Raw genomic sequence first — 24,904 nt, forward strand, 5'->3', positions numbered from 1 at the left:
ATACTTTTATGATTCAACTAACAAATATTTCAAAATCTTTTACATCACAAGAACTTTTTTCAAATCTTAACCTGAAACTAAACTCCGGCAATCGTCTTGGACTGGTCGGGCGCAACGGCAGTGGGAAATCAACACTTTTTAAAATAATTACCGGTGAAGAAGATGCCGATGAGGGTGAAATCAGCATCCCTAAAAACTACCGTATCGGCATACTCAAACAACATTTGAGCTTCAGTGAAAAAACACTGGGAGAAGAAGCGGCACTGGCACTGAGCCAAGAGATGCAGTATGATACCTACAGAGTGGAAAAAATCCTTTTCGGACTGGGATTCAGTGCAGATGATTTGGACAAAGACCCGCTCTCTTTCTCGGGCGGGTATCAAATACGCATCAACCTCGCAAAACTTTTGGTGACCGAACCAAATCTTTTACTGCTTGATGAACCGACAAACTACCTCGATATTGTCTCGCTTCGCTGGCTAAAATCGTTTTTAAGAAGTTTTGACGGGGAGGTCATTCTCATTACCCATGACAGAAACTTTATGGACGGTGTTTGCACACATACCGCAGGCATAGTACGAAAAAAACTCAAACTTGTCGAGGGCAATACACACAAATTTTATGCCCAACTCGCAAGCGATGACGAACTGCACCAAAAACAAAAACTCTCGCAGGACAAAAAAGTAAAAGAGCTTGAAGAGTTTATAGCCAAGAACAAAGCCCGGGCATCTACCGCTTCTTTGGCACAGTCCAAAGTAAAACAGCTGCAAAAAATGCAGAAGCTTGAAGATTTAGACACAGATGCCTCGCTTGCATTTAAATTTAATTACAAAGATACGCCTGCCAAAGTCTTGCTTGATGTTAAAAATTTAAGTTTTGGCTACACAGCGGACAAAATACTTTTTAAAGATATCAGCTTCACACTTGCAAATGGCGAAACACTCGGCATCATCGGGAAAAACGGCAAAGGAAAATCAACTCTTTTAAACACCATTGCAGGAGAGCTCAAACAAAACAGCGGGGAGGTTACATGTAACGCTGCAACTAAGTCTGCCCACTTTGGACAGACGAACATTGCTCATTTAAATCCTGAAAATACCGTCATGGATGAAATCTACAATGCCAATGCCAAACTCAGTGAAGCAAAAGTAAGAAGTATCTGCGGGGCGATGCTCTTTAGCGGTGAGAGTGCCGAGAAAAAAATCTCTCTGCTTTCAGGCGGAGAAAAAAGCCGCGTAATGCTTGGACAGATAATTGCCAAAGATGTCAATCTTTTGCTTTTGGATGAACCGACAAACCACCTCGATATGCAAAGTATCGAAGCCCTTACAAATGCCATCAATGCCTTTGAAGGCTCCAGCATCATCGTTACCCACTCCGAAGAGTTACTGCGCCGTGTTTGTGACCGACTTATCATTTTTGCAAAAGAGGGCGCTGAGTATTTTGACGGTGGCTATGACGACTTTTTAGAAAAAATCGGCTGGGATGAGGAAGAGCAGGAAGAAAAAACTAAAACAGCCCCAAAATCAAATCACAAAGAAAATAAAAAACTGCGTGCCGAACTTATACGGGAGCGAAACAAACTTGCTTCCCCGCTCAAGAAAAAAGTCGAAAAACTAGAAGAGAAAATTATGGAGCTTGAAGAGACACTTACATGTAAACATAAAGAGCTAATAGAGGCTTCAAATGTAGGAGACAGCGCTACACTGATGGAACTCTCAAAAACAGTCTCAGAAATGGAAAACCAGGTAGAAGAGCTGTTTAAAGAGCTCGAAGAAGCACAAACCAAACTTGATGAAATTTTAGACGAGTATGCATCAAAAATAGAGGAAAAGGCACAAAGCCCGCACTGAAGTACGGGTTCCGAAAAAGTCGCCTCTTTTTAGAGTACCCAGACGCTGAATTTTCTGTTTTTGATTTTTCCGTTTTTAAGTTTTTTGTGGGCTTCGTCTATAAAAGCATTTTCAATTGCCACATAACTTTGTCTGTCATACAAGTCAATTTTACCGATGCTTTTTCCCTGCAATCCGGCATCACCGGTTAAGGCTCCGAGTATATCACCGGCACGAATTTTGTCTTTTTTCCCACCTTCTATGACAAGGGTCACAAACTCCGGTTTCATCTCAAAACCCTGCTCTTTTTTCAGCACAGAGACATCCAAAAACTGATGCTTTTCATCTGACTCATAGGGTTCTATCTTTTGTGCTTCATATTCATTATAGAGCGTTATTGCAATACCCTCGGCACCTGCACGGCCTGTCCGCCCTATGCGATGCGTATAGGTCTCCAAACCGTGAGGCAGGTCATAATTGACAACCATGCTTAACTCTTTTATGTCAAGTCCACGTGCCGCCACATCCGTAGCAACAAGAACAGGACAGGATCTGTTTGCAAACTGTACCAGCACATCATTTCTTTCATACTGTTCCAAATCTCCGTGAATAGCAAGAGCGTCTATTTTGTTTTTCACCAAAGATTCTGCCAACTCTTTAGCTTTGAGCTTGGTATTTGTAAAAACGATGACATTTTCGGGTTTGTAGTTTGAAAATATTTTTATCAGCGTATCCACTTTGTCCTCTGTTTTATAAAAGACCTGCGAAATCTTATTTTCCACCTCTTGCTCTGTTGTCTTTACATGTAAAGCATTCTTTTGGATTTTTTTACTGATTTCTAAAATCTCATCATCATAGGTAGCGGAAAAAAGCAGTGTCTGACGCTCTTTGGGAACAAAAGTAAGTACAGACTCTATCTCTTCTATAAAACCCATATCAAGCATTCTGTCTGCTTCATCCAAAACAAGCGTTTTTAGATTACTCAGCTCCAGACTCTCTTTATTCAAGTGCTTTAAAACCCGTCCTGGTGTTCCTACAATAACATGTGCCTGATGTTCGAGTGAACCAAGCTGTTTACCAAAAGACTCTCCGCCTGTGAGCATCAAAATTTTAATGTTATGCTGAAATCGTGCAATACGGCGTAACTCTTTTGCCACCTGATCGGCAAGCTCACGCGTTGGGCACAGCACCAAAGACTGCACACGAAACTTCTTCACATCCAGATGATGCAAAAGCCCTATGCCAAAAGCAGCTGTTTTCCCACTGCCTGTTTTTGCCTGAGCAATGACATCGCGTCCTTCCAATACGCCAGGAAGTGCCTGAGCCTGAATGGCTGTCATCTGTGTGTAACCGAGTGATTCTATAGTCTGAATCATTTGAGAAGAAAGAGGAAGTGTTGTAAATTTCATGGAGTAATTTCTTTTTTGTAATTATAGCATTATTCCTGTACTAAAATGTCAATTTATAGCCAACACCATACTCCGTTTTAAGATACTGGGCTTTTGTTCCGGTATCGCCTATTTTTTTACGAATATTTTTTATATGATTATCTAAAGAACGGTGTGAACTGATGGAAGAGAGGGCGTTGACAAGTTCTTCCCTTCGCATAACACTGTTTTTGTTTTTGATAAGCAAAGAGAGGAGTTCAAACTCAATAGTCGTCAGATCAAGCTGTTTTTGTTGAAAATAGACATGATTGTTTTTTATTTCAAAGGTTTTTTTTTCGTCTTCTGTTTTAATCGCACTGTTTTTTCCAAGCTGCAGCCATATTCTAGCCTCAAGTTCTTCAAGATCCAAAGGTTTTGTCATATAGTCACTTGCCCCATATTTAAAAGCCAGGAGTTTTTTTTGTGTATCACTGTAGGCACTTGTCACTATAATTGGCACAGAAGTGTGATTTTTAAGACTTTTCAAGACTTCAAACCCGTCAAAATCAGGTAGATTTATATCAAGCAATACAAGATCAAACGGCTCGTTTTTCACTTTTGCCACACCATCAGTCGCCGTAAATACAGGTTCGACGAAAAACCCGCAGTCACTCAAATATTCGAAAACAAGCTCCGAAGAGAGTTCATCATCTTCTACAAGTAATATTTTGCTCTTTCTCATGAACTTTTCCAATTAAATACAGATTTAACAGATTTTAGTGTAATTTTGCTTAGATTTGTATTTTAAAATTATAAATCTGTTTTAAGGGGTGTTATTATGATTGAAATCAAGGAAGTCACTAGATATTCGCAGAGTTTAAAACTCTTGTATGTTGAGGATGACATTGATGCAAGAGAGATTACAACGATGCTTTTGGAGGATTTTTTCGATACTATCATTGTCGCAGAAAACGGACAGGAGGGCCTGGAAAAATTTCAAAAAGAGCATATAGATATCATTATTACAGATATTAATATGCCCCACATGAATGGGCTGGAAATGGCAAAAAAAATAAGAGCCATCGACATTGAAGTCCCTATCATCATACTTTCAGCCCATAATGAAGAGGACTTTTTTCTCAAAAGCATACAAATCGGTATTAACGGATACCTTTTAAAACCCATTGATATGAAACAGCTCTCCAGCACCATTTTTCAGGTCACACAAAGATACAAATATGCTCTGCAGGCCAAAGAAAATCTTCATCTTCTCAAAGAGTATCAAGAAGCAACAAACAGCAGCGCTATCGTCTCTAAAACAGATACAGCAGGCATCATCACCTATGTAAACAATGCTTTTTGTGAAATTTCAGGATATACAAAAGAGGAACTTCTCGGACAAAATCATAATATTGTACGTCATCCCGACAATCCCAAATCAATTTTTCAAGAAATGTGGAACACCATAAAAAATAAAAAGAAAATCTGGAAAGGAGTTATAAGAAACAGAACAAAAAACGGAAAAAGCTACTATCTTGATGCTGTTGTCAAACCGATTCTTGATTTAGACGGAAATATTCTTGAGTATATTTCATTGCGACATGACATCACAGACATTATGCATCCGCTCAAACAACTCAAAAACGAACTCAAAAATGCCCATGACCCTTTGCTTATTTATATCAAACTTGAAGACTATGATGATCTTGAGGATTTTTATGATACAAATACGCTTTATATTCTTGAACAAAAAGTACGAATATATCTACAGAATACTTTTACAAAGAAATACAGTTTTGACAAAATATATCAATTGCAAAACGGAGAGTATGCTTTTATACTTGATGCCAAAGAACACACCGACAATATAGCATCGTTTGTGCAGGAGTTACAGGCACTGCAACAGCAGGTCCGCGATGACACCATTACTTTTGAAGGTCTTGAATATGATATTGCAATTTTACTCACCTTTGCCTATGAAGATGACAAACTCTACGAGTCGGTAAAACTTGGCATGAAAACGCTTGTAAAAGAGAAGCAGCGTTTTTTACTTGCCAATAATTTTGCGTCTCAGGAGCAGAAAAAAGCACAAGAAAATATAAAAACAGTGCATATGATCAAGGATGCCATTCGAAATTCGAAAATTATTTCTTACTTTCAGCCTATCATCAACAACAACACACAGAAAATAGAAAAATATGAGTCCCTGGTACGGCTACTCAAAGAAGACGGCACGGTGCTCTCTCCTTACTTTTTTCTCGAAACTGCCAAAAGAAGTAATTATTATCTCAAAATTACAAATATCGTCCTGGAGCACTCTTTTAGTATTTTGCACCATTGTGAGGCAGACATCTCCATCAATCTTTCGGCCTTGGATATTGAACTGCCGAGTATGCGCAAAAATATTCTCTCCCTTTTGCAAAAACACAAGGAGAATGCCCACAGAATAGTTTTTGAACTGCTTGAAGACGAACGGATCAAAGACTTTGAAACTGTCAAACAGTTTATATCAGAGATAAAGCGCTATGGTGTGAAAATTGCCATTGATGATTTTGGAGCAGGATATTCCAACTTTGAGAGACTGCTTGACTACCAACCCGATATTCTTAAAATAGACGGATGTCTGATACGCGATATAGAAACAAGCAACTACTCTCTTTCTGCAGTAAAAAGTATTGTTACTTTTGCAAAAGAGCAGAAACTGCAAACTGTTGCAGAGTTTATTGAAAATGAAGCAATTTTTCAGATAGTCAAAGAACTTGGAATTGACTTTTCCCAAGGATACTATTTTGGAAAACCGGAGCCGCTGTCATGAAAAATATTTTAGTTATAGAAGATTCACGCACCATAAACAATCTCATAAAAAAAGAGCTGGCACATCTTGGTTTTGAAGTCTCACAGGCCCACACACTCGCTGAAGCAAAAGAGTTTTTAACGACACTGAAGTTTCAGCTTATCATTTTGGATTTGCATCTTCCTGACGGGGAAGGTTCTGAACTCATAGCCCATATACAGTCTTTAACAAAAACAAAAGTTATTGTCCTGACATCTTCGCAAGATGCGGATCTTCGTGAAGAGCTGTTTCAGTATGGTATACTTGATTATATTCTCAAAGATACCAATTTTTTATACTCTATCTCTGAAATAGTCAAAATAATTCATACAATCAATACAAAAAAGAAAGATAAAATTTTGGTGATTGATGATTCTAGATTTATCTGTAAACAGATCAAAACAGTGCTTGAACCCAGAAACTATGATGTGCACATAGCGATGAAAGCAAAAACAGCTTTTGAAAAGCTCAAAAAAGAAGAGTACAATCTTATCATTCTGGATATGGAGCTCCCGGATATCCACGGCCTGGAATTTTTAAAACTTTTACGCAAAGACAGCCGTTTTTTGTCTATTCCCATTATTGTTCTTTCCGGAACTTCCACGCCGGATATTATTCGGGATGTTTTAAAAAACGGAGCCAATGATTTTCTAAAAAAGCCTTATGTGTTTGAAGAGTTTATCCTCAAAGTAGACCTGTGGATAGATTACTTCAAAAAAGAGAAAGAGTTGGCAGAAGCAAACTTTCAGCTCAAATACACAAATGACAACCTGGAACGCCTTGTTTATGAAGAGGTGGAGAAAAACAGAAAAAAAGATGAAATTATGTTCACACAGTCCCGCCATGCCCAAATGGGTGAAATGATAGCCATGATTGCCCACCAATGGAGACAACCGCTCAATGCTATGGCAACAGCGGCAATCGTACTTGAACTCAAAGCGCAAAATGACAAACTCGATGCAGAAGAAGCAAAGAAAATCTCTGAAAAACTGCAAAATTATATCAACTATCTCAGTCATACTATTGATGACTTTCGAAACTTTTTTAAACCGCAAAAAGAAAAAAGAGTGACAGATTTTGAAAAAATTCTTCACACCGTCACTGCTTTGGTCCAGCACAGTCTCGAACAAAAAAATATACATTTTGAAAAAGAGATTACTGCACCGCAACAGTTTCTGGCGTTTGGAAATGAACTTGTACAGATTGTGCTGAATATTATAAAAAATGCACAGGATGCTTTAGTCCAAAACAACATTGAGAATCCAAAAATCACTTTGAAGATTGACAAAAACAGCTTACATATCATCGATAATGCAGGAGGAATTCCTTCGCATATACAAGACAAAATTTTTCAGCCCTACTTTTCTACAAAAACCGAAAAAAACGGAACAGGACTCGGTCTCTATATGTCAAGAATGATTATAGAAAAACACAGCGGAGGAAAGCTCTCTGTACAAAATACAAAAGAGGGTGCCGAATTTATCATAGAAATGCCTGTTTATGAAGGAGAAAAATATGATACGCACTAGTCTTCTTGTTTTTCTTCTTGCTTTTTTATACTATATAAGCGGAACACTCAGCCTCAATCTTTTAAGCGGAAACTCGATTATCAATGTCGGACTTTTTGCAGCAGAGGGCATTGCTTTGGCGTTTGCCCTGTACTTTGGCAAAAAAGTTCTCCCGGGGATTTTTCTTGGACAGTTTTTCTTAGCCCTTGACAATGAGATCTCATTTGCGGCATCACTCAGTATTGCTCTCATAAATACAGCCGAAGCCTACCTGGCTGTTGTTTTGTTTAAAAAATTTCATCTCCGCGTCAGCCTTGAAAAGTTTCGTGATATTTTTGGATTGGTTTTGCTGATATTTTTTGTACTACAGCCTGTGAGTGCTTTACTATCAAACACTGTACTGCTTGTAACACATCATATTTCCATTGAAAAATTTCCGCTCTATCTTTTTTCATGGTGGTTTGGCAATGTAATGGGGCAGTTGGTTTTTACACCCTTTTTACTGCTTCTTTTTACAAACTTTCAAAAAATCCAATGGAAAGAATTTTTTCTCTGCTCAGGGCTGTTTGGTGCTTATCTTTATATACTTCAGATAGTATTTGGCATTGAAAACAGTTTTCTTCTTTTAAGTTTAACACTTCCTGTTGTAGCTCTTACGAGTGCCTACAAAGGCCTGGTATACGGAACTTTTTTCAATGTACTTGTAGCCCTTGTTGCATCCTATGCGGTTTATTTGGATATTGGGGCGTTTGCTGTTCACAACCATATAGACAATGTCATCAATTACAATCTCTTTGTTCTCGTCCATGTCTCTGTAATCCTTACCATCGGGATGCTTATTGAAGAGAGAAAGAGATACACCAAAACACTTGAAGAAACCATTGGCACAGAAGTGAAAAAAATCCAAGAACAGCAATTGCTTCTCTACCAGCAAAGCAGACTTGCACAAATGGGAGAGATGATCAGTATGATAGCCCACCAATGGAGACAACCACTGAATAATCTTGCCCTCATAAACCAACTGACAATTTCAAAATATGCCAAAGGAAAACTTGATGACAAGGCAATAGAGTATTTTAAAAGCCACTCTAAAAAACAGATAGATTTAATGTCTGACACCATAGATAATTTTAGAAACTTTTTTAAAAAAGAAGACAAGGCATGTATATTTTCTCTCAATGGTGCCATCAAAGAAGTGCTGAGTATTACGGCTGATATTTTTAAGAATGAAGGAATTTTCATTGAATTTAATACTGCACAAGACTATGCACTTTTTGCAAATCCAAATGCCCTGAGCCAAGTTCTTTTAAATATTCTCAACAATGCAAAAGATGCCTTGCTGCAAACAACACAAAACAAAAAAAAGATAGTAATAACCCTTGAAGATACAGGTGCAGAGTTACTCCTTGCCATACAGGATAATGCCGGAGGTATTGACGAAGCTATAAAAGAGAAAATCTTTGACCCTTACTTCTCAACAAAGCAGGAAAAAAACGGAACAGGTTTGGGCTTGTATATGACAAAAATGGTTTTACAGGAACAGTTACATGCTACAATAGAAGTTTTCAATACTCACGAGGGAGCAAACTTTGTCATCCGTCTGCCAAAAGGAGCAAAATAGATGAACTTAAAGAATTTCACACTTTTGTATGTTGAAGATGATATGCAGGCACAGAAGCATATGAAGATGCTTTTAGCAGATGATTTCAAAGCATTTTACCAGGCATTTGACGCAGAAGAGGCTTTAGCCATCTATAAGGAAAAAAAACCTGATATTATTTTATCAGATATCATTCTTCCCCGCTCAGACGGGCTGACACTTTCCAAAGAAATTAAAAAAACCAACAAATGGCAGCCGATTATCATTCTCTCTGCTTTTGATGAAAGAGAAAAGCTGCTTGAGGCAATTGATACGGGTATAGACTACTTTATTCCAAAACCGGTTGACATAGAGATGCTCTATGACAGGCTCCACACTATTGCCAGGAATCTTCAAAATGACATAGATGCAAAAAAAGCAAAAGAAAAAGAGCTTGAGGTCTTGTATGCGCTTGCACATTATGACACATTGACACAGGTTGCAAACAGACACCTCTTTAGTGTCAAACTCAAAGAAACTATAAATAAAGCGCAACACTCCCATGAAAACTTTACTCTTTTTTTTATTGATTTGGACAATTTTAAAAGCATTAATGACCAATACGGACACTCAGCAGGAGATGCAGTGCTGCAATCTGTCGCGCAAAATATAAAAAAAGTTATTCGCATCGAAGACACCTTTGCGCGCATAGGAGGTGATGAGTTTGCTTTAATTGTAGAAAGTGTGAAAAGCCTCCCTGAGACAAAGAGTCTTACCGAGAAAATCATGCAGACAGTAGCCACGCCTATAGTGTTTCAAGAACATACATTTCACATTACATGTAGTATAGGTATAGCGATTTACCCAACACAAGGCAGTTCACAAGAGGCACTTTTACACAGTGCAGATATGGCAATGTATACGGCAAAGAAAGACGCAAAGTCTCGTTTTCAATTCAGCGATTTTTCTACAGCAACCGCAACCGGAGGGAAAAATTCAGATGTATAAAAAACGCTATCTCTTTTTCATTGCCTTTGTAGTTTTTTTGAGTTTTTTTGTTCTACTACAGCTTAAAGAGCTCTCAAAACCTCAACATGTAACAACAAAAAATTTCTTAACTCAAAAAGAAAAAACATGGCTGCGTACTTTAAAGAAGCCTCTGAGCGTCGGTATCACCAACATTCCCAACCAGGTTATTATATCTCCTGAGGGCAAAGCTGTCGGTTTCTCTTTGGACCTTTTTCATCTCCTTGAACAGGAGCTGGGTATCTCTTTTAGATATATTTCTTTTCCCTCATGGCATACATTAATGGACGCTGCAAAAAAAGGGAAAATCGATATAGTTTTTGCAGCACAAAAAACACAGGAACGTCTGGGATATTTGGATTTTACAGATGTTATTCTCACACAACAAAACAAAATTATCACGCAGCGTGACAATTTTTCAGTATCTGATATCGAATCACTGCAGGCAAAAAGTGTCGCACTTGTCGACAAAAGTGCGATTTATGCATACATTCAAAACAAATATCCAAGCATTCGTATCATTCCGTACGAAACAGAACTCAAAGCCCTGCAGGCTGTAGCAGCAGGAGCAGCAGAGGCAACCATCAGCGAACCTGTGAGAGCGAGCTACTACATGAGTCAGTATAATATTCAAAACCTGCGGGTTGCCGGTGATTTGGATTACCTCTACCAACTTCGCATAGCAAGCCAAGGCAGTCTGCCTGTACTTAATGTTATCTTAAGTAAGGCGGTGTCCAATTTACCACAACAGGAGTTACAGGCTCTCTACCTAAAATGGGGGTATATCAAAGATAAAGAGCGTTATTTCGACAAGCAGACGCTGATTTATTTAGCCATTGCCTTTGGGATTATTTTACCATTTTCTATTTACCTTTATTTCATAAACCTCTCGCTCGAACGCGAAGTAAAAAGAAGAAAAGATGCCGAAGACAAACTGCGCGCACTCAATCAAAACCTTCAGCAGCAGGTCAGACAAGAAGTAGAAAAACAAAGAGAGCAGGAGTTACACATGCTGCAGCAAAACAGACTGGCACAGATGGGAAATATGATGAATATGATTGCCCATCAATGGAAACAGCCGCTCAATGCACTTTCTATGCTTATGCAAACGGTCAGGCACAAGTACAAACAGTCTAAACTCAATGATGATTTTATTGAATATTTTGACAAAAATGCAAAAAAACAACTCCAGGAAATGACAAAAGTCACAAACGATTTTATGCACTACTTTCGACCAAAAGATAAACTGGAATTTTCTATAGATGAAATTATCGGGCACAGTATCAATCTAGTAAAACCAATTTTTCAAGCAAAGAACATCTCCATTACCTATGAAAACAAAAGTACAAAAACATTTACACTACAAAATGATATTATTGGACAAGTAATCATCAACATCTTGAACAATGCCAAAGATGCCTTAATTGAAAACAATATTGAAGATAAAAACATATACATTACACTTTCTTTGTTAGAAGATAAGGCTGAAATTACCATAGAAGACAACGCAGGCGGTATTCCCCAAGATATCATGCACAAAATTTTTGACCCTTATTTCAGCACAAAAGATGATACAGGAACAGGGTTGGGGCTCTATATGAGTAAAATTATCATTGAAAACTACTGTGAGGGCACTCTCTGTGTTCGCAATACCGACAAAGGTGCCCTTTTTAGTATTACTGTTGCTTAAGGAAGTTATACATTAAAATGGATGCAGCCACACCTACATTAAAACTTTTAATGCCCTCTTGCATCTCTATACTAACAATTTCATCACACAAATCCAAAATATCCTGTGCAATTCCCTTGCCCTCATGTCCCATCAAAAGCACCCATTTAGCACTTACATGTAAAGAGGACAGGGGAGTGGAATCCTCCGTAACCTCTGCAGCATAGACTCGATAACCGGCAGATTTTAAAGCAGCAATCGTCTCAAAAATATCCTTATAGATATATATGCCCAGCCTGTGTGCATAGCCCATAGAGACCCGTAAGGCACGCCTGTTAAACGGGTGAGGGGAAGATTTTGGCAAAAAATAGCTCGTTACGCCAAGTGCAGCAGCACTTCTGGCAATCGAGCCTACATTTTCACTTGAAGTGATATTATCAAGCATAATGATACACTCACCTGCCCCCTCCAAAGCAATATCATCAGGGCGTATGCCGTGTGCCATGCAGTTATGGTGTATCTTATGTCCGACAATCCTACTCATCTCCTCTTTTGTTGTAAGATAAACTTTTGGAATATTTTTTGATTGGACCAAAGGCATGAACTCATCATAATACTCCTGCGTCGCAAGTATGCTTTTTATCTCTAAATCACTCTCAAGCAAAAGATTGACAACTTTTGGACTGTCGGCTATAAAACTTCTGTCACTTCGAAAAGCATTCTCTCTGAGTTCTTTGTAAATCTGTAGTTCGTCTGTATTAATATCATCAACTTTTATAATCATTTCATTATTTCTAAATAACCCACTCAAACACTCAACCCTTTTTCATCAACTCTAAACCAACCGGCAATAGAATACCTCTCTTTGTTGGAAATAAAAACTTCATGTGGAAACACTTCACTTAAAAATACAACCATGGTATTTATATGTGGAGTGATTTTTTGTATTTGTATATCGTTTTTATCATATATAACAAGCTCTCCCCCATCGCTATTTTCCCAATCCTCATTGAGATAGTACACAGTGGTCACAACACGATTTTTCGAGTTTTTAAAAGCATCAAGATGTTTTTCGTAAAAATCATTCGCTTCATACAATGCAAAATGCGACTCATAATATTTCAGTCCCAAATAAAGATGGCGGTTAAGATAATTTTGCAGTCCTTTTGTAAATGAAAGATACTTACATGTAACTGCATCATCTTCATTCAGCCAATAAATCTTATCTTTTCTTCGATTTCTATCTAAAGTCGATTTGTGGGAAATTCCAGCATTTTTATACTTTGTAATATTTTTTGATATTTGAGAGAGTTCTTGGCTTAATGCAGGTTCAAGAGCATTTTCTATAACAATATAACCATCTTCAACTAAAGCATCCGTTATTTTTGAATAAAGTTTATCATACATGTAGATATTGTAGCAAGAAGAAGACTCTCCGTCAAGAGGAGAGTCAAAGAAGAGAATTAGATAGGCAATACTCTTATTTTTTGTGAAAGTTTTTCTTTAAGTGTTGATTCAATTGCGTAAAGTGTCCCTGTAGCAGATGAGGCACAGCCATCACATGCACCAAGATAACGGATATAAATATCAATGTTGTCATCATTCTTTTTAATGTCTATAATTTCTACATTGCCGCCATCCATAATCAAGAACTGTCTTACGCTCTCATCAATGACAGCATCAACAGCTTTTATCTGCTGCACAAGTGTCATCTCTTCAAAATTTCCGCCACCGGCACTCATCGCATCCGCGGCTGCTTTCATTTTTTCTGCTTCCATCTCTTTACGAGTCTGCTCCAAAATGTCAACCAGATACCATTCTCTGTCTTCATGACCGCCCGGTTTGATACAAGATTTACAAAAACCGCCGGCTTTTGTATAATCTGTAATCTCTTCTACCGTTTTCAAGTCATTCAGCTTGATGACTTCCTGAATTGTTCCAAGTGAAACACGTGCACATTCACATACAATGATTTCATCTTCAAAACTCTCTTCATCAACACCAAGGTATAATGAAGCCGCTTTTTTGATAACATCATATGCCATTACCGAACAGTGCATTTTTTGCGGTGGAACAGCCGGAGTATCCGGATCATCACGCAGTGCTTTTTCCACATCAATATTTGTAATTTTTACCGCTTCTTGTACCGTTTTGCCGATACAAAGTTCTGTCATAACATCACTTGAAGCGATAGCAGTACCACATCCGAATGATTTAAATTTAGAGTTTACAATTTTGTCTGTTTTTGGATCAATTTCCCAGTAAAGTCTTACTGCATCTCCACAACTCTCCGCTCCAAAATCTGCAACGATGAGCTTGTTTCCGTGCGCTTCAGCTTCTTCTGGTGTAATTTCCCCTTGATGCTGGGGATTGTTCATTAATGTAGTTACTTTATTTGAATACGCGTCCCATAGAGACTCGCCTAACATATCTGCTTTTGCCATACTTTCTTTCCTTTTTTTTATTTCATAAAAATAAGGGAACCTTTTTTATTCCCTTTTTGTCACGCCAAAGGGAGTAATCCCTCTGGCTACGCTAACGCTTGGTTTCACCCTAGAGGGCACTTACGTCCTCAGCGCAAGGCTCGCGCAACTCGTTGCTTTACCATAATGTTTTTCTCTGTAAAATGGAGAGGCTCAGACCGTAGGGAGGATTCGCCCTCGGAATTTTATAGAGAAAAACATGGCAACACTACTTCTTAATGTGCCATATGGTGAGGAATGTGACACTCCCCTGCTTCACCGCCTGGAGTCGGTGCTACTTTTGCAAACGAACTCGATATGGCACGAAGTCTTGCCACCGCACTTTTAAAATGCTCTATGGTGTAGTCTATCTCTTCATCTGTTGTAAAACGCGAAAGAGATAATCTGATACCTGTGTGTGCAAGTTCATTGTCAGCACCGATTGCAAGCATAACAGAGTTCGCTTCCAAATCTTCAGAAGCACATGCTGAACCCGTAGATGCCCCGATTTGACCGTTATTTAAGTCCCAAAGCATACCTTCACCTTCAACACCTCTTATAGAGATAAGAATTGTATTTGGTGTACGGTTTTCACGGCTGCCGACAACAAAAGTATCACTGAGTTCCAAGAGTGCATCTTCAAGTCTGTCACGTTTTGCACGAATAGAAGCCATTGTCTCTTCAATGTTTGTTGTAGCGAGTTCGATAGCTTTTCCCATACCTACTATATAGGGAACATTCAATGTTCCCGAACGACGGTGACCCATCTGCTCTCCACCGTGAAACAGCGGAGTCAAAGGCTGTGAATCTTTAATATAAAGTGCTCCGACACCTTTTGGACCATGAAACTTGTGTGCAGACATACTTAAAAAATCTACATGGACATCTTGTAAGTCAACTGGAATTTTTCCGACTGCCTGAACAGCATCCGAATGAAAAAGAACCCCTTTTTCTTTACAAATCTCGCCAATCTCTTTAATAGGAAAAATCATCCCTGTCTCATTTGAAGCCCACATAACACTGACAAGTGCAGTTTTGTCTGTGATGAAACTTTTTACCGTATGTGCTTCAACAATTCCTTCTTCATTTACAGGAAGGTATGTCACTTTTACACCTTGCTCTTCAAGCCATCTACATGTAGCAAGCACTGATGGGTGTTCAACTTCTGTTGTAATAATATGGTCTTTTTCCCCATTGACAATTTTGTCAAAATAGATGGACTTTAATACCCAGTTGTTTGATTCTGTTGCACATGATGTGAATACGATGTCATCATTGTCACTCGCATTGAGTGCTGTATAAACCTGGTCGATTGCTTTTCTTAGGTATGGATGAGACGCTGTACCAAACTTGTGAAGTGAATTGGGATTTCCGTAAATTTCACTAAAGAATGGTTGCATTACTTCTACTACCTGCGGGTCACACATTGTAGTAGCGTTATTGTCTAAATAAACTTGCATATTTTTACCTCTTAATTGGGTTAAATTTTAAATCAGACTATTTTTGTCTTCTTTTACTTCTGACATCATAATAGTTTTGTTATTATGATTTGCTTAAGCCAAACTGAGTTTAGATTTCGTTTAAGAATTCAAACAGCCAATAATAATGCTATAATAACAAATTAACAAGGAAAAAACAATGTGTAACTTTAACAATCTAGACCAAAAGAAAAAAGAATTTTTACATCTTTTTTTAACAGATGCAGCCAAAAACATAGGTGGCGTAAACTATTTACTTGCACTCATTGAAGCCATGCGTGCAAAAAAACCGCATTCACTTATGCAAAAAAACTGCCAAATTGCTTCAAACAATACAATCATAAAATGGAATAAAGTAGTTTTCAAAGATAAAGTTGATCTGATTCAAAATATTCTCGTTGCACACAGAGAGGCTGAAGAAAAAAATTTCAATATCTTACACGGAGCAAATTCAAAAGTAAAAAAGAACATCATCAATATGTCACGGGCACTTGCACCTTTGAAGTTTGTCATCACTCCCCAAAATCCCAATGACGGAGAAGGTTTCAGTTTTACTGTTTTTGAAACACTTGAAGATGATGTTATCATCTTCAATCCTATTTTTATTGCTCTATTCTTCTGTTCAACCGAATTTACTAAAAAAGCTATTAAATATCAAATCTAGCATCTCCTGAAATATCATTTTAAATCTCTTATGCTATAATCACAAAATTAATTATATTATAAGAGGTTAACCATAATGGGTCAAACTATAACTGAAAAAATTTTTTCACAACATATCGGTCGCGAAGTAAAAGCGGGTGAAATTATCCGTTGTGATATCGATATGGTAATCGGTAACGACATTACTACGCCTATTTCTATTAAAGCGTTTGAAGAGAGTGGTGCTGAAAAATTGGCAAATCCAGATGGATTTTCTATTGTTTTAGACCATTTTATCCCTGCAAAGGATATCGCTTCAGCAAATCAGGCAAGAATTTCACGCGATTTTGCAAAAAAACATCAACTCAAAAACTATTTTGATGAAAAAGATATGGGCATCGAGCATGCTTTACTACCAGAAAAAGGATTAGTTGTCCCGGGTGATGTTATCATCGGTGCAGATTCACATACATGTACGCATGGGGCACTCGGTGCATTTTCGACAGGAATGGGTTCTACTGACCTTGCTTTTGCAATGATTACCGGCGGAAATTGGTTCAAAGTTCCAGAATCTATAAAAGTTATTCTTACAGGAAAACCTGGAAAATATACAACAGGCAAGGATATCATCCTGGAGATTATCCGTCTTATCGGTGTCGACGGTGCACTGTACAAAACCTTGGAGTTTACAGGAAGTACGATTAAACACCTAACGATAGATGACAGATTTTCTATGTGTAATATGGCGATTGAAGCCGGTGCAAAAAACGGTATCGTAGCTTATGATGAAATTACAGCAGAGTTTTTGGCAGACAAAAACCTCGCTCGTGAACCTCGCATTCACTACTCTGATGAAGATGCAGAGTATGTTCAGGTTTTAGAGATTGATGTTGCAAACCTTGACCCTGTTATTGCCTATCCTTTTTTGCCATCAAACGGTCACTCGGTCAAAAAAGCCGTCGAAGATAAAATCAAAGTGGACCAGTCCTTTATCGGAAGCTGTACAAACGGTCGACTTGCTGACCTCAAAGTAGCCGCTGAGATACTCAAAGGACAAAAAGTCCATCCTGATGTTCGTCTTATTGTCACACCGGGAACACAAAAAATCCTGCGTGAAGCAAACCATTTGGGATATATTGACATCATTGTCGATGCCGGAGGTGTTGTAAGCAATCCGACATGCGGAGCCTGTCTTGGTGGATATATGGGTATTTTAGGGGATGAAGAAGTAGCCATCAGCACAACAAACAGAAACTTTGTCGGTCGTATGGGAAGTCGTTCTTCAAAAGTCTACCTGGCCAACTCAGCCGTTGCCGCAGCATCTGCAATTACAGGCTATATTACAGATCCAAGATAGATGATAGACATGCCCTGTGTCATCTTTGCAGGTGGCAAAAGCAGCAGAATGGGAAAGAACAAAGCACTTCTCCCTTTTGCCGGTTTTAATACACTTGCAGAGTATCAATACAAAAGACTCTCTAAAATCTTCTCAAATGTTTCTATCTCCTGCAAAGACAAATCAGTTTTTTCTTTTGATGCAAACTTTATAGAAGATAAAAAAGTTTCTTCTGTTTTCGCTCCTACTCTTGGGTTTGTCACAGTATTTGATACACTCGGTACAGAAAAAATATTTGTTCTGAGTGTTGATACCCCCTTTGTCTCCCAAAGAGAAATAGAAAAAATCATACTTGCCGACAACGCTGCTGCTGATGCGGTTATTGCCAAAACAGATGAGGGTGTTCAGCCATTATGCGGTATCTACTCCAAAAATTTACAAGCAAAATTTTTACAGATGCTTCATGAAAACAATCATAAACTCGGCTATCTTTTAAAAAACTCCAAAACAACATATGTTTATTTTCCTGATTCAAAACCCTTTTTAAATATGAATCATCCAAAAGATTATCAAAAAGCTCTCAAAATTCTCACACATTATTAACAGCACTTTGCTATAATAGGCTAAAACAATTTAAAAAAAGAGAATTTTACCTTATGAATTTAACACATCTTGATGAAAACCAAAGACCTAAAATGGTTGACGTAAGTGATAAGAACAATACAACAAGAGTAGCAATAGCAAGCGGTATCATAAAAATGAGTCAAGATGCCTACGATGCTATAGTCAGCGAAAAGACAAAAAAAGGTCCTGTATTGCAAACAGCCGTTATTGCAGCTATTATGGGGACGAAAAAAACCAGCGAACTCATTCCTATGTGTCATCCTTTAAATTTAAGCGGCATTAACTGTGATGTAGAGGAATTGGCACAGCTTCCGGGATTTAAGCTTACAGTTACAGCGAAACTCACAGGACAGACAGGTGTTGAGATGGAAGCATTAACCGGAGTCAGCATCGGGCTTTTGACAATTTATGACATGGTAAAGGCTATCGACAAAGGAATGGTGATACAGAATGTTCAACTTGAATCTAAATCAGGAGGAAAAAGTGGAGACTTTAAACGATAAACTAAACGAAAAACAACTAGAACTTGAATATCCTTGCAACTGGTGCTACAAAGTCATTGCAAGTGAGAAAGAGGCTCTGCAAAATGCCATAAAAGAGGTCATTGATGAACGCTCACACAAACTTACAGACTCAAACAAGTCTAAAACAGGCAAATATGTCAGTATGAACCTTGATTTACTTGTTCATAACGAAGATGACAGAAAATTTATATATGATGCTTTGAAAAATCATCAAGATATTAAAATGGTACTTTAGGAGTAACCCATGAATCAAAATCAAACCCTGCAAACAAAACTCAAAAATATAAACCTTGATAATCTCTCTTTAGAGGAGATGAGAACATTCGTAAACAGTCTTATCGAGGAAGAAACGCACTCTTTAAAAGAAGATGTTGAAAAACTCTTAGAACAAAAAGAAACTATCGAAAGAGCTTTGCATAAAAAATCAGAAGAGCTGCAAATAGCAAAATATGAGGTTTTCAATGCTATTGAAGAGCAACTCAAAGATGACAAAGCTGTTCATATGCTCCATCAAATCAAACTGCAGTCCATTGATCTGTATGATATGCTCAGCGAAATGGTGGAATCAGCCATTATTACAGCATTGGAAAAAGATACATACGGTGATGTAAACGAATCAATCAAAGAGGTTATAAAAGATATTACCTTTGAGTCTATAAAAGAAGGTTCTCTCAATACAATACGTGTGAGAAAAATCCTCTCCACAATTCTTGCAACAACTATAGAAGTTGCAGAAGCAACACCGACAAGAGCCGAAGAGATTCTCTCTGCCACACTCAAAGGTATGCGAAGCGGATTGATCAAATCTATTGACAGATTTAAACAAAGAGTTGCCTTTATGCCTGTAGAAGCCAAACATATACTTATCGAAGATTATGATACTATCATAGAAGATTTGCATCAGACAGATACACTTTTTTCACAGATAATCATCACACAGGCTTCCCAAAGTTCACAATACATTAAAAAAATTCTTCTCGAACTTAACAAAGAGATGCGTTATGATCTCGAAGAGCTTATTCTTATTTCCAAAGAAACAGCTGAAGTTATCAAAGAAAAGTTTTCTACCTTTGCAAAAATTGCAGCCAAGAAAGCAGACAGTGCCCTGCATTCGCCAAAGGCTCAAGAAGCCAAAAAAATGGGAATACAGGCATGGGAAGTTGCCCGGGCAGCACTTGGCAGTGCAATAAAGTCAGCAAAAGATGCGATGGAAAAAAAAGATAGATAAATTCCATCTTAAGATAATATATTATTATAATTAACTAAAAAATAAATTTGAATGTTGTAATATAATTTTCTAAACTCAAATACAAAGGATTTACTATGATGTTACACCCTGCGACCGTACACTTTGCGATGGCTTTACCTGTAGTTGCTTCCGTTTTTGGACTTGTTTATCTTTACAGCAAAAGTGAAATGATGTCGAAAACTTCTCTTATAATGACAATTGCAGCAGCACTTGCAATGACAGTAGCCTGGTATACAGGAAATCAAGCCGGACCGGAAATTTTTGATTATCTGAGTAAAGCAGGCAAAGAAGAACTGCTCGAACACAAAGAACTTGGTCTGTATCTGGCAATAGCAACAGGTATTATCGCATTGGTACAGATAGTCGGATATAAAATGAAAAAATTTGCTGTACAGGCATTGGCTATTCTTCTTTTACTTGCAGCAACAGCAACAACACTTTTGCAAGGAAAACACGGTGGAGAAATAGTTTACAACTACGGTATGCCTTTTAAAGCCTATATGATAGAAGATTCTCTTCATGAAGCAACAGCTAATGCTGAAGCCACTGAGGACTGTGATGAAAAAGTGGAAGCATATGAAGATGCCATAGATGAGATCAGTTCACTTTCAGAAGAAGTAGATGCCATTTATGGCAATACACCAAAAACCCAAGAAGAAGAAGATGATGACGAGTAGATAATGCAAAAAATCAATGAAGATGCAAAAAAAAAGATGCAAGAGGCATTTGAAAAGTACAAACAGGACAAGAACTCTGTAAAAGAGTTCTATCCTTGCACACAAAAACTTTCAAACTGGCTCAAAGAAAAGGCCAAATAATGCAAATACTGTGCACTGACCTGTTTGAAAAACAGCTACAGGATATTTTGCAAGAACTTGCAAAAGAAGATTTTAATGCAACAAAAAACTTTAAAATCTATTTGGACACTGTCATAATCAATATTCCGACAAAAGCACAAAAATACAAACAGTCTGTCTATTTTAATGATGAAAATATAAAAGACCTTGAACACCAGGGATTTGTAATACCGTTTTTCATTGACAAAGCCTCTGAAACCTATCTTGTGCTGGGTATAGTTGAAAAATAATTTTTATTATCTAATAAGTTTATGTTATTCTAAAAATAACCTGTGTAAATATTATTTTTAGTTATATATAGAGAGTGTTTCAATAAGTAACCAATTAGTGCATTTTAGGTGCTAATATCACATTTTTGTCTCATTTTTTTGTATAATATCTTTTGCTATGTATTTATAATTTAAGCATACAATGGCATAATACAAATCAGCAATTATTTGTATTGCCTGGAAATTAATGAGATATTAAAAGTATTAAACAGAATAACAACTTACCAAGGAGAACATTGTGGATATAAAAAAATCTCAACAAGATGTAGAGTCTGCTACTGACAACAGTAAAGACTCAAGTCTTGGCAGAAGAGACTTTTTCAGAAAAACAGCTGCATTATCTGTAACTGCACTTGCTGGAACTTCTCTGCTGGCATCAGAAGAAGCAGGCGATCCTGCCATTTTAGAACCTACACCGTGGGGAACAAAATGGGGAGATCCTGTAACAAAAAATCTTTACGGAATGCCATCTAAGTATGAGCACAACGTAACAAGAAGATACACGAAGCTCCTTGCCTCGGGTAACTTCAGAGCATCTATTGCGGTTACACCTTTACAAGAGTCAAGCGGAATCATCACACCAAACGGCCTCTTTTTCAGTCGTTGTCACGGTGGTGTAGCACATATTGACCCGAATGAGCACAGACTTATGATTACCGGTCTGGTTGAAAAGCCTCTGGTTCTTACTATGAAGCAGCTTAAGCGCTACCCAAGTGTAACACGCACTCACTTTATTGAGTGTCCTGCAAACGGCGGTCAAGAATGGAGAGGTCCACAATACAATTCTTTACAGTTTGCAAAAGGCTTTATGTCTTGCGCGGAATGGACAGGTGTTTACATTAAAGACATCCTCAAAGACTTGGGTGTAAAAAAAGAAGCACTTTGGATGCTTGCAGAAGGCGGAGATTCCTCAAAAATGGGTCGAACCATTCCAATGGAAAAAGTCTGGGATGATGCCATGATTGTATGGGGTCAAAATGGTGAAGCATTACGTCCAGAACAAGGATATCCGATTCGCTTACTTGTTCCGGGCTGGGAAGGAAACCTCTGTGTGAAATGGCTAAGACGCTTAGATTTTGCAAGTGAACCTTGGTACTGTAAAGAAGAAACTTCGAAATACACAGTCTTGAAACCAACAGGAAAGGCCATCCAACACTTCTATGCAAATGAAGTAAACTCAACAGTGACTTCTCCGTCTCCGGAAATTGACTGGACAGACCTGGAAGATGGTGACATTGTAGAGATAGAAGGTCTTGCATGGTCTGGAATGGGAACAATTACAGGTGTAGACCTCTCTTTTGATGGTGGAAAAAACTATGTTGAAGCGAAACTCAAAGGTTTGGTTCTTCCTAAATGCTGGACACGCTGGAGCTATATGCATACATACAAAAAAGGGCAGGAACTCTTCCTTACTTCTCGTGCAAGAGATGATGCAGGATACATCCAACCGACAGTTGATCAAGAAATTCTTACTGTAGGTGTAGAAGCTGTGTACCATAGAAATGCAGTGGAAACATGGAAAGTTGAAAAAGACGGAAAAATAACTCACGTTGAAGTGCGTTCTCAATTAGGGCGTAAAGCTAATGGCGAGTTAGTAATAGAAGGAAAAGCGTAATGATGTTTACATTAAATAAAAAATTATTAATTTCAATTTCTACTGCAGCTGTATTGTCACTGGGACTTTCTGCATGTATGGAAAATGCTTCACCTGCAGGTTCAAATGTGCCTACAAAAGCTTCTATTGACGGTGGAGTGGATTATCCGGTTGTAAACGGAAAAACAGGACCATATTATGTAAATACAAATGCACATAATGCAGATGTAAAATATGGCCGTACTCCGACAAAAGCGGAATATGACGAATGGAATTCTGATGTCATGGCTGATGGTACAGGTTTACCCGAAGGGCAAGGAAGCGTCGAAGAAGGTGAAGAAATTTACGAAGCAAAGTGTGTCATGTGTCATGGTGACTTTGGTTCAGGCGGTGGTGGTTATCCGGCACTTGCAAAAGGAAATGCCTATGAATTGCATGAAACACTGAAATACCAAAGAATCAAACCTGATACTGACGGTCCTGTACGTGTTTTTGGTACGTACTGGCCACAGGCAAGTACTCTATGGTGGTACATTAAAGATGCGATGCCTCATCCGTTAACTGACAGTCTCAGTGATGATGAAGTGTATGCTTTGGTTGCATATATATTAAATGCAAATGAAATGGAAATAGACGGCGTGGAAGTTGATGATGAGTATGTACTTAATCGTGAAAAATTTCTAAAAATAAAAATGCCAAACAGAGACGGATTTGAACCGGATATCGCTGGTCCGAATGGTCCTGAAAATGTACGTAAGTATTATGCAAATGCAAAAAACTTTGGCGGACAGAAATATGATGTCAAAAATCCTGCATCAAGATGTATGAAAAACTGCCAGGAACCGACTGCGAAAGTTGTTTATATAAAAGGTGCCGGTATCAGTGACTTTCATCCACCTTTGTCTGCAGTAAGAGATCTTCCAAAAGAGAAAGAAGAAAGCAGTTTTGATGCGAAAAAAGCATATGCTGCAAACTGTGCAATGTGCCATGATACAGGTGCTGCTCCAGCACCTGGAGACAAGTCTGCATGGGCACCGTTACTTGCAAAAGGAATGGATAAAGTATATAAAAACGGTTTAAAAGGGACTGATACAGGAATGCCTCCCAAAGGTGGTGCATCGCTCTCTGACAAACAATTCAAATCAGTTGTTGACTACATAGTCAATCAAAGTAAATAAACAAAAAGGATAAAATGATGGAAAGAAGAAAATTTTTAAGCATGACTTTAGGTGCATTGGCGTTAGCTGTTGTACCTGCTAGTGTAAGAGCAGAAGACTATAGAAAACTTAAACCGAGTGTATGGACAGCACATACTGTTGAGGATGCAATAAAAGCAATGTATGGTTCAAATGCATTAACAATGGAAGGCGTGAAACTTACTGCTCCTGATGTCGCAAGTAACGGTGGTGCAATTCCGGTTGATTTTTCAACTGACAAAGATGTAAAAACAATTTCTGTATTTCAAGATGCAAATCCGGAAGCAGCAGTACTTGTTGTAGAAACAAACAAGTACAGTGTAAACAAATATTCTATTAAAATCAAAATGGCTAAATCCGGTACGATAACAATCGTTGCTGAGGGTAAAGACGGCAAACTATACGCTGCTAAGAAAACTCTTGATGTTGCTCTTGGTGGATGTGAAGGATAATTCCTTCTCATTTCGATACAGAAAAAATAAAATAAATAAGGAAATACAATGGCTGGAATTAAAGTAAAAGCAAAATTAAAAGGCGGTGTTGTTAAAGTTAAAGCAATGGTAAAACACCCAATGATGACTTACAATATGGCAGAAAAGAAAACAGGGAGCAGAGATAATGCAAACTTTGTTACTCATTTAACTGCTACAGTCAACGGCGAGACTGTTTTAGATATGTCTACTTCACAGTTCTTATCGAAAAACCCTATTTTCAAATTTCAATTTAAAGGAATTGGTAAAAAAGGTGATAAGGTTGAAATGTTAGCAGTTGACCTTAAAGGTAAAACTTACAAAGGCAAAGGTAAAATTAAATAATTTTACCCTCTTTTTTAAGAGCCAATGACTACATTGGCTCTCAT

The 24,904-nt window shown here is 38.0% G+C and carries 25 protein-coding genes; 19 read left to right on the forward strand and 6 right to left on the reverse strand.

Features of this window, described 5'->3' with window-relative positions:
* Nucleotides 1-8: 8 nt before the first annotated feature.
* Entirely contained in the window at nt 9-1,853 is a 1,845-nt protein-coding gene (locus FJR45_RS11870) for an ABC-F family ATP-binding cassette domain-containing protein (RefSeq protein ID WP_193150709.1), read from the forward strand.
* A 29-nt stretch (nt 1,854-1,882) separates the two neighbouring features.
* Here the strand turns inward: FJR45_RS11870 and dbpA are convergent, their stop codons facing one another.
* Nucleotides 1,883-3,241 carry an ATP-dependent RNA helicase DbpA gene (dbpA, locus tag FJR45_RS11875; protein WP_193150710.1) on the reverse strand — a complete coding sequence of 453 codons (1,359 nt, stop codon included), beginning with the start codon at nt 3,239-3,241 and terminating at the stop codon, nt 1,883-1,885.
* A gap of 40 nt (nt 3,242-3,281) precedes the next feature.
* Nucleotides 3,282-3,941, reverse strand: a complete 660-nt coding sequence (locus FJR45_RS11880) for a response regulator transcription factor (RefSeq protein ID WP_193150711.1) — start codon at nt 3,939-3,941, stop codon at nt 3,282-3,284.
* A gap of 96 nt (nt 3,942-4,037) precedes the next feature.
* Between FJR45_RS11880 and FJR45_RS11885 the strand changes: the two genes are divergently transcribed.
* From FJR45_RS11885 to FJR45_RS11905, 5 genes are read left to right on the forward strand one after another with little or no spacing between them, the layout of a single operon-like run.
* On the forward strand, nt 4,038-6,014 hold the full coding sequence (locus tag FJR45_RS11885) for an EAL domain-containing response regulator (protein WP_193150712.1): 1,977 nt from the start codon (nt 4,038-4,040) through the stop codon (nt 6,012-6,014).
* Nucleotides 6,011-7,561: a hybrid sensor histidine kinase/response regulator gene (locus FJR45_RS11890; RefSeq protein ID WP_193150713.1), complete on the forward strand. Its 1,551-nt coding sequence runs from the start codon at nt 6,011-6,013 to the stop codon at nt 7,559-7,561. Before FJR45_RS11885 ends, FJR45_RS11890 begins: the two co-directional genes overlap by 4 nt.
* Nucleotides 7,548-9,161 carry a sensor histidine kinase gene (locus tag FJR45_RS11895; protein ID WP_193150714.1) on the forward strand — a complete coding sequence of 538 codons (1,614 nt, stop codon included), beginning with the start codon at nt 7,548-7,550 and terminating at the stop codon, nt 9,159-9,161. The genes FJR45_RS11890 and FJR45_RS11895 overlap by 14 nt, the downstream gene beginning before the upstream one ends.
* A complete protein-coding gene (locus tag FJR45_RS11900) occupies nt 9,162-10,127 on the forward strand; it encodes a two-component system response regulator (RefSeq protein WP_193150715.1) in 966 nt (321 codons plus the stop codon).
* The gene (locus FJR45_RS11905; RefSeq protein ID WP_193150716.1) at nt 10,120-11,835 is read left to right on the forward strand and encodes an ATP-binding protein; all 1,716 of its coding nucleotides are present in this window, start codon (nt 10,120-10,122) and stop codon (nt 11,833-11,835) included. Before FJR45_RS11900 ends, FJR45_RS11905 begins: the two co-directional genes overlap by 8 nt.
* Here FJR45_RS11905 and FJR45_RS11910 read toward each other — a convergent pair.
* The 4 genes from FJR45_RS11910 to FJR45_RS11925 all read right to left on the reverse strand — a co-directional run bounded on the left by FJR45_RS11910 (nt 11,822) and on the right by FJR45_RS11925 (nt 15,736).
* Complete coding sequence (locus tag FJR45_RS11910; protein WP_193150717.1) at nt 11,822-12,598, reverse strand: TrmH family RNA methyltransferase; 777 nt, start codon at nt 12,596-12,598, stop codon at nt 11,822-11,824. The two genes, FJR45_RS11905 and FJR45_RS11910, sit on opposite strands and share 14 nt — an antisense overlap.
* A gap of 23 nt (nt 12,599-12,621) precedes the next feature.
* Complete coding sequence (locus FJR45_RS11915; RefSeq protein ID WP_193150718.1) at nt 12,622-13,221, reverse strand: 2OG-Fe(II) oxygenase; 600 nt, start codon at nt 13,219-13,221, stop codon at nt 12,622-12,624.
* Between the two features lie 56 nt (nt 13,222-13,277).
* Complete coding sequence (locus FJR45_RS11920) at nt 13,278-14,258, reverse strand: iron-sulfur cluster assembly scaffold protein (RefSeq protein ID WP_193150719.1); 981 nt, start codon at nt 14,256-14,258, stop codon at nt 13,278-13,280.
* Between the two features lie 254 nt (nt 14,259-14,512).
* Entirely contained in the window at nt 14,513-15,736 is a 1,224-nt protein-coding gene (locus FJR45_RS11925) for a NifS family cysteine desulfurase (protein WP_193150720.1), read from the reverse strand.
* 178 nt (nt 15,737-15,914) lie between these two features.
* On the opposite strand from FJR45_RS11925, the gene FJR45_RS11930 reads away from it, so the two are divergent.
* The 13 genes from FJR45_RS11930 to soxZ all read left to right on the forward strand — a co-directional run bounded on the left by FJR45_RS11930 (nt 15,915) and on the right by soxZ (nt 24,860).
* Entirely contained in the window at nt 15,915-16,418 is a 504-nt protein-coding gene (locus FJR45_RS11930) for a hypothetical protein (protein WP_193150721.1), read from the forward strand.
* Between the two features lie 75 nt (nt 16,419-16,493).
* On the forward strand, nt 16,494-17,753 hold the full coding sequence (gene leuC / locus FJR45_RS11935) for a 3-isopropylmalate dehydratase large subunit (RefSeq protein ID WP_193150722.1): 1,260 nt from the start codon (nt 16,494-16,496) through the stop codon (nt 17,751-17,753).
* Nucleotides 17,754-18,335 carry a molybdenum cofactor guanylyltransferase MobA gene (gene mobA, locus FJR45_RS11940; protein ID WP_193150723.1) on the forward strand — a complete coding sequence of 194 codons (582 nt, stop codon included), beginning with the start codon at nt 17,754-17,756 and terminating at the stop codon, nt 18,333-18,335. It begins immediately after the preceding gene.
* Between the two features lie 53 nt (nt 18,336-18,388).
* Nucleotides 18,389-18,859, forward strand: a complete 471-nt coding sequence (gene moaC / locus FJR45_RS11945; RefSeq protein WP_193150724.1) for a cyclic pyranopterin monophosphate synthase MoaC — start codon at nt 18,389-18,391, stop codon at nt 18,857-18,859.
* On the forward strand, nt 18,840-19,115 hold the full coding sequence (locus FJR45_RS11950; protein ID WP_193150725.1) for an HP0495 family protein: 276 nt from the start codon (nt 18,840-18,842) through the stop codon (nt 19,113-19,115). Before moaC ends, FJR45_RS11950 begins: the two co-directional genes overlap by 20 nt.
* Nucleotides 19,116-19,124: 9 nt before the next feature.
* Complete coding sequence (locus FJR45_RS11955; RefSeq protein WP_193150726.1) at nt 19,125-20,108, forward strand: DUF6781 family protein; 984 nt, start codon at nt 19,125-19,127, stop codon at nt 20,106-20,108.
* A 95-nt stretch (nt 20,109-20,203) separates the two neighbouring features.
* Entirely contained in the window at nt 20,204-20,806 is a 603-nt protein-coding gene (locus FJR45_RS11960) for a DUF2231 domain-containing protein (RefSeq protein ID WP_193150727.1), read from the forward strand.
* A gap of 3 nt (nt 20,807-20,809) precedes the next feature.
* On the forward strand, nt 20,810-20,947 hold the full coding sequence (locus tag FJR45_RS11965; RefSeq protein ID WP_193150728.1) for a hypothetical protein: 138 nt from the start codon (nt 20,810-20,812) through the stop codon (nt 20,945-20,947).
* On the forward strand, nt 20,947-21,216 hold the full coding sequence (locus tag FJR45_RS11970) for a hypothetical protein (RefSeq protein ID WP_193150729.1): 270 nt from the start codon (nt 20,947-20,949) through the stop codon (nt 21,214-21,216). Before FJR45_RS11965 ends, FJR45_RS11970 begins: the two co-directional genes overlap by 1 nt.
* A gap of 277 nt (nt 21,217-21,493) precedes the next feature.
* Nucleotides 21,494-22,870, forward strand: a complete 1,377-nt coding sequence (soxC, locus tag FJR45_RS11975) for a sulfite dehydrogenase (protein ID WP_193150730.1) — start codon at nt 21,494-21,496, stop codon at nt 22,868-22,870.
* Nucleotides 22,870-24,027: a c-type cytochrome gene (locus FJR45_RS11980; protein ID WP_226966435.1), complete on the forward strand. Its 1,158-nt coding sequence runs from the start codon at nt 22,870-22,872 to the stop codon at nt 24,025-24,027. Before soxC ends, FJR45_RS11980 begins: the two co-directional genes overlap by 1 nt.
* Before the next feature lie 17 nt (nt 24,028-24,044).
* The gene (locus tag FJR45_RS11985) at nt 24,045-24,497 is read left to right on the forward strand and encodes a thiosulfate oxidation carrier protein SoxY (RefSeq protein ID WP_193150731.1); all 453 of its coding nucleotides are present in this window, start codon (nt 24,045-24,047) and stop codon (nt 24,495-24,497) included.
* Between the two features lie 48 nt (nt 24,498-24,545).
* Nucleotides 24,546-24,860, forward strand: a complete 315-nt coding sequence (gene soxZ, locus FJR45_RS11990) for a thiosulfate oxidation carrier complex protein SoxZ (RefSeq protein WP_193150732.1) — start codon at nt 24,546-24,548, stop codon at nt 24,858-24,860.
* Nucleotides 24,861-24,904 lie beyond the last annotated feature (44 nt).

This window comes from Sulfurimonas sediminis (assembly GCF_014905115.1).
GTDB lineage: Bacteria > Campylobacterota > Campylobacteria > Campylobacterales > Sulfurimonadaceae > Sulfurimonas > Sulfurimonas sediminis.